This is a genomic window from Shimia thalassica, from assembly GCF_001458215.1.
GTDB classification, from domain to species: Bacteria; Pseudomonadota; Alphaproteobacteria; order Rhodobacterales; family Rhodobacteraceae; genus Shimia; species Shimia thalassica.
On record NZ_CYTW01000002.1, the window covers coordinates 1 to 13794 of the forward strand.

The window sequence follows — 13794 nt, forward strand, 5'->3', positions numbered from 1 at the left end:
CTCGTCAGGCTCATAACCTGAAGGTCGTAGGTTCAAATCCTACCCCCGCAACCAAATCAAATACACTCGTCTCCTAGCCGCCCAAGGGCGGCTTTGTTCGATTCTAGACACGCCCAAGCCCAGCAAGTCCGCTAATTCTCCGACCAGTACGATGGCCAGCTTGCTACCTTCAGGGATTACCGGATCTCCGTCAGCAGGGAACGTATGATGCTGGAGGCTTCTGCTTTGGTGGATTTATCGCCGAGAGCGTTGCTCAGGCTGGCAACTTGATCCCTGTAGACTGCAGCCAAGTTTAGGTGCAGCAGGACAGGTGGGTCCTGATCACTATTGACCTGTTCCGCTTCCAACTCTGCTTTGTGGGCTTCCAGCGCGTCCATCTTCGCCTTCATACTTATATGAAACATCCCCTCAGTTATGGCTTCAAAGATCTTGTCGATCTGTTTGGAGACCTTAGGCGGTGATCCGAAGGCCATAGCCATCTTCAGCGCCCGGATCGCCAAGTCCGCTTCATGCGATTGCGAACCGCCCATCCAATGACACGTCGGGAATGCAGGTCCAGAATCACGGCAAGATACAACCATCCCTCCCGCGTCCAGACATAGCTGATGTCACCCGCCCATTTCTGGTTTGGCAGGTCTGCTGTGAAGTTACAGGCCAGCAACTTCGGCGCGATGTTGAAGTTGTGTTTGCTGTCCGTTGTCACCTTGTGTTTACTAGTTCGCACGCCGGACATGCCATTCTGGCGCATCAAACGTCCAACACGACGATGCCCGACGTTCAGGCCGATCTCTTTCAGCTCTTCCGTCATCCGTGGCCTGCCATAGCTGTCCAGGCTGAGACGGGACTGTTCCCTGATATGCGCTAGCGTGGTCAGATCGGACCACTTTTTGAGAATGGCAGGTCGGTTTCGGAAGGCACGTAGACTGCGTGAACTGACATCCACGACGCGGCACAAACGGTTGGCTGGGAAATCGTCACTGTGTTCTTCGATGAATCTAAAACTCATCGCTTTAGGCCTGCGAAGAACTGGGTGGCCCTTTTAGGATGTCCCTCTCCCCCTTTAGTATGCGGACCTCGCATCGAAGTCGTTCATTCTCTTGTGCGAGGTTCAAATCCTCTTTCGACACCACATCAATGTCTCTATGCGCTGTGATCCATTTGTTCAGCGTCGACAGCTCAACACCTAAATCTGACGCCAACCGCTTACGCGTCAGCCCTCTGGTCAGCGCAATACGCACCGCATCTTGGAGGAATTCGTCCGTGCGTTTCAGTCCCATAGTCAGTCTCCTTTGTTGCAATAAATGCTATCAAAGGAGCGGCATCAAACTGCGACAGGTCTAGGGTCAGCGAAGAATTGGTGGTGTGCGGGAAACATCTACGTTTGCAAAAGTCCCTATCTGCATTCCAAAGACAAGCATATGTCCCTCCCTGACCTGAGCCCCAATAGCGAGACCGAGGCCAGATTGTGTCGGTAGATGTCTTTGTAAAGTCACGGGGGCGGATGTTCTCCGCCCCCGAAACCAGTGCTGATTATTGTGACATCCCGCCTTCGGTGGACGTCTGTTCAATGACATGTGCCTCGTTGGTCACCGCAGTGCCACGTGGCGGGAATTCGGCAAATGTAACCAGATGCTTTTGGACAAGTTTGGCCGCAGGCCCGAATGCCCACATTTTATTTCCCATCCAGCGTGTGTACATCCCGGACTCGTCTGCCGCTTTTTCATAAGGGTCGCGACGCAAATTGAACAACAAAGGCGCGTTCAATTCATCCTTTGGCCCGGCCCAACCGTGGGTCTGGACTGTAAAGTGGGCTTTCCAGTCGTTATAGCGTACGGCCTGCAAATCAGTGCCTTCGTAATAGACGATTTCCTGTCGATTGCTGCCTGTCTCTCCTGTCAGGAACGAGACCTGATTGTAGCCATCAAGGTGCACCTGAAAGCCCTCATACCCTTTGAGCAATGCCTCGGGCAGATTGTCTGGTCCACCGGCGGCTGCCACCAAGGTCGGCATCCAGTCCATGCCGTCAAAAATGCCGTTGCTGACTTTTCCAGCTGGAATTTTGCCCGGCCAACGGACGATCGCGGGCACGCGGAAGCCGCCCTCCCATGTGGTTCCTTTTTCGCCATGGAATGGGGTGGTGCCGCCATCCGGCCACGTCATCGTCTCGGGGCCATTGTCGGAAGTGAAAACGACGATTGTGTTATCGGTAATCTCAAGAGCGTCCAGATGCGCCAACACCTTGCCGACATTATCGTCAAGCTCTCGCATCACAACATCCTGAAGGCCACGCCCGTCGCCCATCAGGGCTTCGTATTCGGGGCTTAGATGCGTCCAGACATGAGCGCGCGCCGGAGCCATCCAGACAAAAAACGGAGTGTCGCTTTCGACTGCGCGGTCGATGAAGTCAAGCGTATGTGCTGTCACCTCGTTATCGAGCGTTTTCTGACGTTCAGGGGGCGCAGGTCCATCATCGACAATGCGCTGTTTGCCAACAGGGCCCCAGCGCGGATCCACGGTCTCGTCAGCCTCTTGGGTTGCATAGGCATGGATGATATTGCGAGGACCAAATGTGTCGTTGAAATGCTGATCCTTGGGCCAGTCAGGATCCGACGTGTATTCCATGGCATTCAAGTGATAGAGCCACCCCCAGTATTCATCGAAGCCTTTGACTGTTGGCAAGAATTTGTTCATGTCGCCGAGATGGTTCTTGCCGAACTGGCCTGTGGTATAGCCGAGCGATTTTAACATGTTCGCGAGTGTTGGATCGTTTGCGTCAAGTCCTTTGTCTGGATCTCCGGGAAGACCCACCGTGTGCATGCCGGTCCTGACGGGATACTGCCCAGTGATGAAGGCGGACCGCCCGGCAGTACAGCTGGGTTGGGCATAGTAATCCGTGAGACGCATGCCCTCGGACGCCAGTTGGTCCAGATTAGGGGTCTCGATGCTTTTGACGCCTTGATGATAGCTTCCGAGACTTGCCCAGCCGACGTCATCGGCCATAATCACCAGAATATTGGGCTGATCTGTGTCTGCATAGGCAAGCACGGGCAACATGCCCGTTGCTACGATCGAAACGAGGGTTGGTATCCAACTGGTTCGTTGAGTGGGCATAACAAGTCCTTTAGGAAAATTCGGAGGCGACAAAACCATGACGCGCGCACTCGATTAAGCAATACTCGCCCCTTTCTAGCAACAGCGCTGGACTAAGTTTTCAGTTCGTGAAAACTAAGGCGTCACAATTGAAATCATGGTGCCCTATGCTGAATGAAAATGCGCTGAACGCGTTCCTGGCCCTCGCCAAAACAGGCAGCTTTCAAGATGCGGCCCGTTTGATTGGCGTTTCGAACGCATCATTGTCGCGCTACATCGTGCAGGTTGAGACTGAAACGGGTCTCACGCTGTTCAACCGATCCCGGAACAACAGCAAACTCACTCGTGAGGGGCAAGAGTATCTGAGCGTTGCGCAAGACCTGAAATCCGATCTCGAGCGATATCAGAGGCGGGTTGTGGATCTTGGGAATACAAATGGCGGTATGCTCCGTATCGGATGCGGGCCTCTGACCACCAGAACCCTGATCCTGCCAGTCCTGAGGAAGGTGCGTGAGGAAATGCCAGACCTGCGTTTTGAGGTCTTGGTCAGCGCCTATGCGCGTCCACTGGATCTGCTGCAAAAGGACCAGTTCGACATTTTCGTTGGTGATCTCACCTATACTCCCGAGGCCGACGACGTCGAAATTTTGGTCGTGGAAAAGCAGCCGGTCGTCTTTATGGCGCATCCCGCGCATGAAATTCATGAACGCGGTCCGCAATCCCTTGGTGATGTTTTCGAGTTTCCTTTTGCCTCGCCCCATCTGCACAAACATTGGAAAGCAACGTTGACCAAAGCCCTCGGAGGGGACGCCCGCGCGGCCCAAAAGGTTGCGGCTCTACCGCAAATCGAGAGCGATGACTACGCGTTTCTGACGTCGTTGCTGGAAAGGCCGGATATCATTGTCGGCGGTATGCGAGGCGCATTTACTGAGTTATTGGCATCTGGGCAGGTCAAGGAAGTCGATGTTATAGCCCCGCCTTTTTGGAACATCTGCGCGTCCCGAAAATCCAATGGCGATTCTGCTGCATTGAACCTGTTCTGGTCGACGTTGGTCGAGTTGAATACGATCAGCCAGTAGTGTCTCGGGTCTGTCTATAGGTATTGGCGCTCATGCTTGCCACGTCGGGTTCTGGTCGCTAACACGGTTTCGGCTTTTCCACGCAGACAACATCAACGCCCCGCGCTTCCGTCCTTCGGCTAAACTAAAATATACATTGTGCTGAAGACGCATGTGTGGATGGCGGCCGAAGAACCGAAACTCAATGTCCGCTTTGGGCTTGGAGCAATCGTCAGACGCTTTCACCACCTATGGCCGGTTTAGGCCGGAAACGGTCAAACCATGCATCGTAACTTAGTTTGACAAAGGCGGTTGCGTGCTCCCGCAACCAAATCTAATAAAACTTCTCACAGCCGGCTAAGGGCGACTTTGTTCGTTTTGGGGTACTGGAAAGATATAGAGAAACGTCTGGATTGGTTCTTGCAAGAACCAAAATGTGCTCAAACCTGTTGCACGCAGTTTCTGAAGGAAAAGGAGCAGTTCAGACTCCTTTGCCCAGACAGTGCAAGCGCGTTTGATGAAGACTTTCACCGATTGCTCTTTCTCGTTTCGTTGACGGTTAGCCCATTCCAACTTCAAGTTAGCTCTATTCGCTTACGCTCAAAGACGTTTTCTGTGTTTCGCCCCATTGCCGTGGGGACAGTCCGTAAAACCGCTTGAATTCACGGCTAAACTGGGACGCGCTGACGTAGCCGACATCCAACGCGGCTTGGCTTACGGTCATGCCTTCGGCAATTTTTGTTGCGGCGTTGTTCAGGCGCATGGATTTCACGAACTGGATGGGTGACATCGACGTTGCCTGTTTGAACTTCCGATGAAACACGGCGCGGCTCATCCCAGCGTGGGCGGCCAATTCGTCGATCGAGACCGGCGTATGCAGGTTTGACGACACATGCGCAATGGACCGTGCGATGGAGTGACCTGCGCCAAAGGCGTGTCGAGCAAAAGGACCGGCTTCTCCTTGAAGAATTGCGAAATAGAGTTCGCGCAACCGCGTATCACCAAGCACAGTTGTATCGGGTTCTTTTCCACCCAATTGCAGCAGCCGGTACAGTGCATCCGAAAAGCCCGCATCCCATCGGGACAGTTTGATCGCTTGTGAGTGAAAGCTGGCGTCTGGCAGGGGGGCTGAGCCGCTTGCGTTTTCCATTTCGAGGGCCAAGGCCCGCATCACGCGCGGGTTGAGCGAAATGTAGACGCCGTAGAGTGGGTTTTCGGGCGATGCATTGGGCGTGCCAGCCTGCACCGGCATGGACATGGGGCACAACATGTATTGGCTGCTGTCATAGGCATAACGCGCGCCATCCAACACGGCCTCTTTGCATCCACTTGTGATCGCAATGACGCTGGGTTCGTAAACCGCTGGGACGCAGGGCATCGCCTGTGTTGCACGAAACAATTGCACGCCTTCCACCCCTGTTTCCAAGAGCCCGTCTTCGTGCATTCTGCTTTGGATAAGCTGTGTGATCTGGTCCTGAGTCATGCAAAGACCATAGGTTGGGCAGGGTGCTTATGACAACCTGCCCGATACGATCAGGCAAGTATTTGAGACTATCCAGACGCTTCTTCACGGGCTGTTCGGCTTTTTGGCTGGGGCCCCTTGCTCAGCAGGTTTTGGTGAATTCTTGGAAACGACCTGAAATTCGATTGCAGGGGATGGGCGCTGGATCCGTAATCTGATCGGTTTTGATCCGCGCTATCCGTCGCGTCCGGGTTCATCGGGATTGCTGGAGAAAAGCGCGATCTTGTTGCCTTGCGGGTCGCGCAGGTAACCAACAAAAAAGCGGGGCCCGTATGTGTGGCGAAATCCGGGTTGACCTTCGTCCCTACCACCAGCGGCAAGGGCGGCGGCATGCAGGTCACGCACCTCTTGTTGGGTGCGCGCTTCAAAGGCAACCATTGTCCCGTTTCCGGCTGATGCAGGGCGCCCATCAAAGGTGGGTTTTACATAGAAATCCGGCAAAACAGGCGATTGGCCCGCTGCGACCGGCAGTGCATAGCTGAGACCTTCCGGCCCTTCTTCAAACCCGTATCCAAGAGCAGGCAGGAAGGCCGCATAAAACTGCTTTGCGCGGGTGATGTCATCTGCGCCGACTGTGACATAGGCAATCATGACCCATGTTCCTTCCTATGGATTGAACGTTTCGATGTGTTTTCTGTTTATCTTAGGCGAACAACCAAATCGGCTCAATAAACCAACGCAGAATAGCGGGCGGTTTTCGCCGTGGGATGTCTTGTGAGCTGCCAATGAGACAATCAGGCAAGTATTCGCGACAATATCGTCTGTTTGGGTGCCGTGTGGTGTCTTATCTACATCTTCAAGACGAAGATGCATGTTGCGTGGCCTTTGGGCGCGCGTTGACTGGAGCAAGATCATGGCAGACACAACATTCGGGCCACAGGGCTGGACGCCGGAGCGCCTCGGGGACCTCAAAGGCAAGACGTTTGTGATAACGGGCGCAAACGCCGGCGCAGGATTTCAAGCCACGCGCATCCTTTTGGCGAAAGGCGCACATGTGGTAATGCTGAATCGCAGCGCGGAAAAATCAGCCGCCGCCGTCAAAGCTCTGAAAGATGAATTTGGCGCGGGTGCCAAGGTGGGCTTTGTCAAAATAGATTTGGCTGATCTTGCGAGTGTGCGCGACGCAGCGGCAGAGGTGTTAAAAACGGTTCCCCGGATCGACGCCCTGATCTGTAACGCGGCGATTGCACAGGTTCCGACGCGGGAATTGACCAAAGACGGTTTCGAAAGCCAGCTTGGCACCAACCATTACGGCCACTTTGTTCTGTGCGGGATGCTTTTTGATCGTCTGGAAGAGGCGCAGGGCCGGATCGTGGTCGTTGCCAGCCAAGGATACAAACTGGGGCTCAAAACGATCCGTTTCGACGATATCAATTGGGACAAAAATTACAGCGCCAACGCCGCGTACAGTCAAAGTAAACTGGCGCAGATGATGTTTGCCTACGAGCTGCAAGACAAAGTCAGGGCAGCTGGGAAACAGGTCGACGTTTTTGTGTGCCATCCGGGGGCCTCTGCAACGTCTCTCATCAAGACCAGTGGTGGGCTTGTCACACGGTTCGTTTGGTGGCTCATGACCAAGTCGCCCATGGTGCAACCCGCAAAACAGGGGGCCTATCCAGAGGTCATGTGCGCCACAGAGAGCGGCCTTGAACAGCGTGCGCTCTATGGGCCGACGGGACGTATGGAGTTTGTGGGTCCGGTTGGGCGGGGATCACTGGAACCCCACGCTTATGATAAAGCTGTCATGTCAAAGTTGTGGGTGCGCTCTGAAAAGGAAACGGGTTTCCGCTGGCCCTTGTAAGGCTAACAAGCGAAGCGGGCGAAGTCGCACACAGACAGCCCGTTCGCTGCATTTTACCAAGATGGAAACCAGCGTTCAAACGTTGAGGGCAGGGTTTGGGTAAAAAGCTTTTTGGCAGCCCCTTTCAAACCAATATGCCACGGCACAACCGCCCTCGCGCCGTCTTGCGGGACATAGGGGATAGTGCGCTTGGTTTCTTCAATGTCCCAACGCATTCCGGGATTGTCAGACATCAGGTTCAGCGCTGCAAAGGACACGTCTTTTGCGACGATTGCGGCCCGCATGCCTGACAGAAAATCCCGATCACTCAGCCACATCTCCTGTCCCCACCGCCCCATCGCCATGTGTGGTCCGGGTTTGTTGTCGTGCGTCCATTGGGTCCAACCGATACGCATGCAGATCACCGAGAGACCATGTGTCTCTGCAAAGTATTTTCCAGTGCGTTCGCAAAACAGTTTGGACATGCCATAGGCATTCACAGGGCCGGGGGGCGTGCCGCTGTTCAGGATATCATCGGTAAAACGTTTGTCGCCGTGCAACCAGTTCGAGCTGGCAAGAACCACGCGCGAGACCCCTTGTTGAGCTGCGTGATGATAGAGCGCAAGGGTGGCATCCATGTTGTTTCTGATGCTCGATGCCCAGGACGCAGTTGGTTCGCGATCGCCTGCGAGATGCACAATCACATCCACCGTTTCAAGATGGCGGGCCCACGTGGGAGAGGCTCCAAAGTCGGCAACATGAATGTCGGGATGATCGACGGGCCTGATATCCAGACCACTGACAGTGAACTGGTCGTCCTCGGACAGGAAATCAAAAAGCTTTCGACCCAGATGGCCGCCGGCTCCGGTGATCAGGACATGCATGATAAAAGCTCCAAATCGGTGAGGGTTGTGTTGGGGGCGGACAAGACGTCTTTTTCACGATGGATTTCAAAGTCTTGTTGGTAGGAGAGGCTCTCATTCGGCATGAGGGTGCGGGCTGGTGAATGCCACTCGGCCTCGCAATAGGCATAGTCGGCCGAGTTGAAGACTTCGAAATCCTTGCCGTGAGCGAAAGAGTCATCCGGGTCGGGTTTGGGCGTCACACAGCTGAGGACATAGGCCCCGACCGGTGTTTCCATACGCATCAGGACGCGCCCCGCCGTGTTCCAGAGACCGGTTTTGAATTCCTGCGGTGCATTGCAATCAAACAGGCAAAACCCGCCATGGCGGCGCACGCGACCTGTCGGATCTCCGAAAACCGTGTTGACGTCGTCGTGTGGGGCCGTTTCCAGTCCGATGCAGGTTGGCCGGTTCAGCATCATCACGGACCAGTTTCCGGTGTAGCGTTCCGTTGCGCCAAGGTTGGTCACGCGGTGACGCAGGGAAAAGCGGTTCGCGCTGGTCAGGCGGATGTCGCGCTCAATCTGCAGGTGGCTGATCGGGCAAATCTGGCTTTGCAGGCCTAGACGCTGCGGGGTGATATGGGTTGTACAATAGGGGCCGCTGTCCAGCACCGGAAACGGCGCGCTGTTCGGCCAGTCGCTATCGGGGGAAATCCAGGTTTTCTCTCCACCCCACAAAGGAAACCCGAATTGTGGCGAGCGTGTCGGTAGGTCGGCGAGTATGTCGAGGTCAACAGGAAGGCCGATCAGATCCTTGTTTTGAAACAAAAAGGACTGACCATCAAATTCGATGTCCCACAGGCGACCTCCGATGCCGGGCAGACAGTGAAGATCGAGTGCCCCCGAAGATATCGTGTGTATGTTCCAAAGATCGGTCATGGTGCAGGTGAAGCGGTCTGGCGGGACGTATCCCGCCAGACCTGCCTCTGTTTAGTGTTTGAACTGTGAAACGTTGTCCTGCGTGATGGCCATCACACCGGTTTCAACGCGCTCGGGCAGGGGGTTCACTCCGGCCGCTTTCCAGTCCGGAAGCACTTTCAGCGCGTCGGTGTTCTGCCAATGCATCATGTGGAAGGCGAGGAAGATCTCGAGATAGGACTTTTGTGCCACCGCGCCCGTGATCGTGCCGTCCTCGATATAGGGCAGCATGTCGTCGTTGCGGTCCATCGCGACAATCTTGATGTCTCCGACACGACCGGCTTCGGTGACCGCAATCGCAGCGCCTTTGCCGCTGTCGCCGTCGGTTCCGCCGATCCCCACGATATCGGGGTGTGCCTGAATGGCTTGAAGATAGGCTGTTGGCGCATAGGAGGGATCTGCCTTGTCGTTCACCACATCGACGACTTCAATCTCGGGGTACTTTTCGGCAAAGACCTGTTTATAACCCTCAACGCGTTCAAGGGTCGACGGGGCAGGGAAGGTGCCAAGAATGACCTTGCCTTTGCCGCCGATTGCCTGCGCCAGCATTTCACCACCAACGCGGCCTGCCTGAACTCCATTGATGCCAAGGAAGGTTGAGCGCGGGCTTTCAGGAACGTCACCGATACAGCAGGTGATCGGAATGCCCGCTTCAACCGCGCGTTCGATGCCGGGGGCCAGAGTGGCGGGGTCACCGGGGAAGATCAGAATACCGGCAGGGCGACGGGCAATCAGCTCGTCCAGTTGACGCGCCTGCGCGGCGGTGTCGAAATCCAGCGGGCCGGTAAAGGTCGCCTTGATCCCCATCAGTTCTTCGAGGTCTTTCATCGCGTTGCGGTAGTCGACCCAGAAGGGCACCTGCGTCACGATTGACAGGAACACGTATTCCTTGCCAGCGGCAGCTGCGCGCGCTTCGCTTGAGAGCGTGGGCAGACCGAACGCGCCGGCCAGACCGGCAACCGTGCCTGCCGTCAGAAGATTCCGGCGATTGATGTTTGAATTGGTCATTGTGACCTCCCTGTTTGGTTTGATTGTTGGTGGTTTGGAATTATCCGCGTCGTCCCCGGATCAGCATGTCGAGAGCAACGGCACTCACGAGCACGGCGCCAATGACGATCATCTGCCAATAGATCGAGACGGCGAGCATGGTCATCGAGTTGTTGATAAGCGCAACAAAGACGACACCCAGAAACGCGCCCAAGATGGTGCCTTCGCCGCCTCGCAAGGACGCACCGCCAATGACCGCTGCGGCCAGAACCTGAAGCTCGATCCCATTGCCGGCGGTCGGGGTGCCGCTCATCAGGCGGGATGCCAGAAGAACACCGGCAAGCGCGGCCAGAACACCGGTCAGGACATAGGCGATGATGCGCACGCGCCCAACATGGATGCCCGACAGCATTGCCGCCTTTTCGTTTGCGCCAATGAAATAAACCTGGCGAAAGAAACGAGTGTGGCGCACGGCGAGATCAAAAATCAGGATCAGGGACAGCGTCAAAAGCACCAGAACCGGAAATCCGCCAAGGCTGGCTTTGCCGATCCAGCCGAATTCCTTGGGAAGACTGGATAGGGAAAACCCTTCGGTCAACACAAGCGCGATACCCCGTGCTATGGACATGGTGCCAAGGGTCGCAATCAGGGGATTGATGCCCAGCCCCGTGATCAGCATCCCGTTGGAAAAACCAACTGCAGCGCCAAGAACAAGGCTGCAGGCCACCGAAATCGGAATGCTGTATCCGGCCAGCATCATCATGGCCACAACTGTCGAAGACAGTGCCATGACCGATCCAACAGACAGATCAAATCCGCCGGATGCCAACAGGATCGCCATACCAATCACAATGATCGCTGTGGGGGCCATACCGACGGACAAGGCCCGAAAATTTGAAACTGACAAGAAATACGGGTTCAGATTGGCCATCACGATAATGATGACAGCGATCATGAACAAAAGGGTCAGTTCGCGGATATCAATGAACGCTTTCAGAATGCGTTGCATCGGATTTTTTGAGACTGCTTTGTCACTGTCTATAGCCATACTCATGGGGCCATTCCTTCTTGGGGGATCTCGTTGGAGGGGCGTGCCGGGGCCGAAAGACCCGCCGCCATTTGCAAAAGGCTGTCTTCGGTTGCATCACGTGCCGCGATGTTCCCCATGACGCGTCCCTCGTGAACCACAAGAATGCGGGTCGACAATGAAACCAGTTCGGGAAAATCTGACGACACCACGATGATGGCCATGCCATCCGCCGCACGTCGCTGAAGTTCGGTGTGAATTTGAAATTTGGCACCGACATCGACGCCTTTGGTGGGCTCTTCGATGATCAAAAGCGCGGGCGCCCGCTCGAGCCATTTGGCGAGCATGATCTTTTGCTGGTTGCCACCCGACAGGGCGCCGATGATTTCTTCCGGACCCGTTGTCTTGACCCGAAAGGCTTTGATCGCGCTTTCGCAAGCCGAGATAACGGACCGCCGCCGCACCAAGCCAAAGCGCGTATGTTTGTCGAGGCTGGCCGCTGCCAGATTGTTGTAAAGCGTGTCTTCCAGAAACAGGCCTTCGGTCTTGCGTTCTTCGGGCACATACCCGATCCCCGCTTGCATCGCGTCGCGCAGGGACCGAAATCCGGTGCTTTCTCCGTGCAGATAAACCGCGCCGGAAAACCCGTGCATCAAGCCGACGAGCGACCGCATGATTTCGCTGCGTCTTGAACCCAGAAGGCCGGCCACCCCTAGGATTTCACCAGCGCTGACGTCAAAAGACACATCATGAAAGTGGTCGTCGTTGGAAAGGTGCTCGACTTTCAGGACAACATCGCCCAGTTGATCGTCGCTGCGTTCGACGTCACCGGGGTGTGCCCCGCCGATCATTTCGCTCACAACCTGTGCTTGGGAGGTCTGGGAAGTTTGGGTTGTGCTAATTTTTTTGCCGTCGCGCAGTACAGAAATCCGGTCTGCGATGGTGAAAATCTCGGTCATATGGTGGCTGACATACACAATGCCGATACCTTTGGCGGTCAGCTTGCGCAGCACCTTGAACAGGGCTTCAACTTCATCTGGTGTCAGGGCCGATGTGGGTTCATCCAACAGCAACACCTGAGAATCCATCGAGATGGCTTTGACGATTTCGACGATCTGGCGCGTGCTGATAGGAAGACTGTCCACCGGTTGGGACACGTTGATCGACAGGTCGAACTCTGCCAGCAGGGCTTCGGCGCGGCGCCGCAATTCCGGCCAGTCCACAACCCCGAAGCGGGAAGGCGCCCGACCGGCAAAAATGTTCTCGGCAACCGAGAGCCCTCCGGCAAGGCTTAGCTCTTGAAAGACGCATCCGATGCCCAGCTCTTGCGCATGCGAGGGGCTCTCGATGCGCACAACATCCCCATTTCGTTCAAGTTTTCCGCCTGTTGGCTGGTGCAATCCATAAAGAAGACCAAGGCAGGTCGACTTTCCCGCGCCGTTTTCACCAACGAGGGCGTGGATTTCACCCGGTTGAAGCTCGAAATCAATTCCATCCAGAACAAGGTTCGAGCCAAAGGCCTTTTTCACGCCTGACAGGGTGAACAGCGCGCGGTGACGCTCCTCCCTTTCGGCAGAGCCGAGAGATTCGTGTTTCATGTATTTCCTCCCGCGCTGATACTGGTGTCTGGTATATCAGATGTCAATATAAACTTCAGGAGGTGGTTTTTGGGCCCTTGGAGAGGGGAGCCCCACCAAAGAAAAACGACCTTTCACAATGTGAGAGGTCGCCTACGTTTCTTTTCAAAGAAGTGTGTGTTCAGGTCATTCGGCGGCCGAAGACTGTCCGCGGTCAATTGCAATTGAATAGGCTTCGCGGGTGCGGTCGATGTGTTCGGCAAGAAGTCTGCGAATTTCCGGCATATCCTTTGTGCGCACTGCGTCAGCCAGTTTGCCGTGTTCCAGATACGAGAGATCCGTGTGCTTTGGTAAGCCTGACAAATGTGTGCGCAGGGCGGCGATCTTGCCAAGATAGCGTTCATAGCTGGATGCCAGATAGGCGTTTCCGGCGTGTTTGAAGATCAACTGGTGAAAAGCGGTATCCAGAGCGAGATACTGCTTTGTGTCCCCGTTCTTGCGCGCGACGGTCATCGCGGCCACGTTGTCTTTCATATCTTTGGCAAGCCCTGCGGGATTCCGTTCAAGGGCAAGCTCGAAAGCCGCAGATTCGATAGCCTGGCGAAAGTCACAGATCTGGGCCACTTCTTCCTCGCTCAGGGTAAAGACACGCACACCTTTCTGGGGTTCGATATTGACGAGCCCCTCGTCGCGCAGCTGAGCCAGTGCCTCGCGAACGGGTGACTTGGAAACGCCAAGATCTTCTGAAATCCCGCGTTCCGAAAGGGTCTGTCCCATCGCGAGCGTGCCATCAATGATGCTTTCACGAAGATGTTCGAGCGCCAGCTCCTTGAGCGATTTGGGACGAGTCAATGCCATCGGGTCACCTAAAAAAATGTTGCAAGGTAAAGAATATCTGATACACCAGTTAAAGCAAGCTGGTATATCAGAC

At 55.3% G+C, this 13794-nt stretch carries 12 protein-coding genes and 1 pseudogene; 2 read left to right on the forward strand and 11 right to left on the reverse strand.

The window, feature by feature from the left end:
* Nucleotides 1-176: 176 nt before the first annotated feature.
* The 3 genes and pseudogenes from PH7735_RS20870 to PH7735_RS09855 all read right to left on the reverse strand — a co-directional run bounded on the left by PH7735_RS20870 (nt 177) and on the right by PH7735_RS09855 (nt 3111).
* Nucleotides 177-473 (reverse strand): hypothetical protein, encoded by a 297-nt coding sequence (locus PH7735_RS20870; RefSeq protein WP_199534997.1) that lies wholly within the window; start codon nt 471-473, stop codon nt 177-179.
* Nucleotides 450-1277 (reverse strand): annotated as a pseudogene (locus PH7735_RS09845) (IS3 family transposase); the annotation flags it as partial. The gene PH7735_RS20870 and the pseudogene PH7735_RS09845, both read right to left, overlap by 24 nt.
* Before the next feature lie 253 nt (nt 1278-1530).
* The gene (locus PH7735_RS09855; RefSeq protein WP_199534986.1) at nt 1531-3111 is read right to left on the reverse strand and encodes an arylsulfatase; all 1581 of its coding nucleotides are present in this window, start codon (nt 3109-3111) and stop codon (nt 1531-1533) included.
* A 146-nt stretch (nt 3112-3257) separates the two neighbouring features.
* Between PH7735_RS09855 and PH7735_RS09860 the strand changes: the two genes are divergently transcribed.
* On the forward strand, nt 3258-4169 hold the full coding sequence (locus tag PH7735_RS09860) for a LysR family transcriptional regulator (RefSeq protein WP_058311228.1): 912 nt from the start codon (nt 3258-3260) through the stop codon (nt 4167-4169).
* Between the two features lie 565 nt (nt 4170-4734).
* Here the strand turns inward: PH7735_RS09860 and PH7735_RS09865 are convergent.
* Both PH7735_RS09865 and PH7735_RS09870 read right to left on the reverse strand, forming a co-directional pair.
* Entirely contained in the window at nt 4735-5631 is an 897-nt protein-coding gene (locus PH7735_RS09865) for an AraC family transcriptional regulator (RefSeq protein WP_058311229.1), read from the reverse strand.
* Nucleotides 5632-5844: 213 nt separating this feature from the next.
* Entirely contained in the window at nt 5845-6261 is a 417-nt protein-coding gene (locus PH7735_RS09870; RefSeq protein ID WP_058311230.1) for a VOC family protein, read from the reverse strand.
* A gap of 262 nt (nt 6262-6523) precedes the next feature.
* On the opposite strand from PH7735_RS09870, the gene PH7735_RS09875 reads away from it, so the two are divergent.
* Complete coding sequence (locus tag PH7735_RS09875; RefSeq protein WP_058311816.1) at nt 6524-7471, forward strand: SDR family oxidoreductase; 948 nt, start codon at nt 6524-6526, stop codon at nt 7469-7471.
* 53 nt (nt 7472-7524) lie between these two features.
* Here the strand turns inward: PH7735_RS09875 and PH7735_RS09880 are convergent, their stop codons facing one another.
* From PH7735_RS09880 to PH7735_RS09905, 6 genes are all read right to left on the reverse strand, one after another.
* Nucleotides 7525-8334 (reverse strand): NAD-dependent epimerase/dehydratase family protein, encoded by an 810-nt coding sequence (locus tag PH7735_RS09880; protein ID WP_058311231.1) that lies wholly within the window; start codon nt 8332-8334, stop codon nt 7525-7527.
* Nucleotides 8322-9233 carry a hypothetical protein gene (locus tag PH7735_RS09885; RefSeq protein ID WP_058311232.1) on the reverse strand — a complete coding sequence of 304 codons (912 nt, stop codon included), beginning with the start codon at nt 9231-9233 and terminating at the stop codon, nt 8322-8324. Before PH7735_RS09885 ends, PH7735_RS09880 begins: the two co-directional genes overlap by 13 nt.
* A gap of 51 nt (nt 9234-9284) precedes the next feature.
* On the reverse strand, nt 9285-10280 hold the full coding sequence (locus PH7735_RS09890) for a substrate-binding domain-containing protein (RefSeq protein ID WP_058311233.1): 996 nt from the start codon (nt 10278-10280) through the stop codon (nt 9285-9287).
* Nucleotides 10281-10320: 40 nt separating this feature from the next.
* On the reverse strand, nt 10321-11313 hold the full coding sequence (locus PH7735_RS09895; RefSeq protein ID WP_058311234.1) for an ABC transporter permease: 993 nt from the start codon (nt 11311-11313) through the stop codon (nt 10321-10323).
* On the reverse strand, nt 11310-12884 hold the full coding sequence (locus PH7735_RS09900) for a sugar ABC transporter ATP-binding protein (RefSeq protein WP_058311235.1): 1575 nt from the start codon (nt 12882-12884) through the stop codon (nt 11310-11312). Before PH7735_RS09900 ends, PH7735_RS09895 begins: the two co-directional genes overlap by 4 nt.
* Nucleotides 12885-13049: 165 nt before the next feature.
* Nucleotides 13050-13721: a GntR family transcriptional regulator gene (locus PH7735_RS09905; RefSeq protein WP_058311236.1), complete on the reverse strand. Its 672-nt coding sequence runs from the start codon at nt 13719-13721 to the stop codon at nt 13050-13052.
* Nucleotides 13722-13794 lie beyond the last annotated feature (73 nt).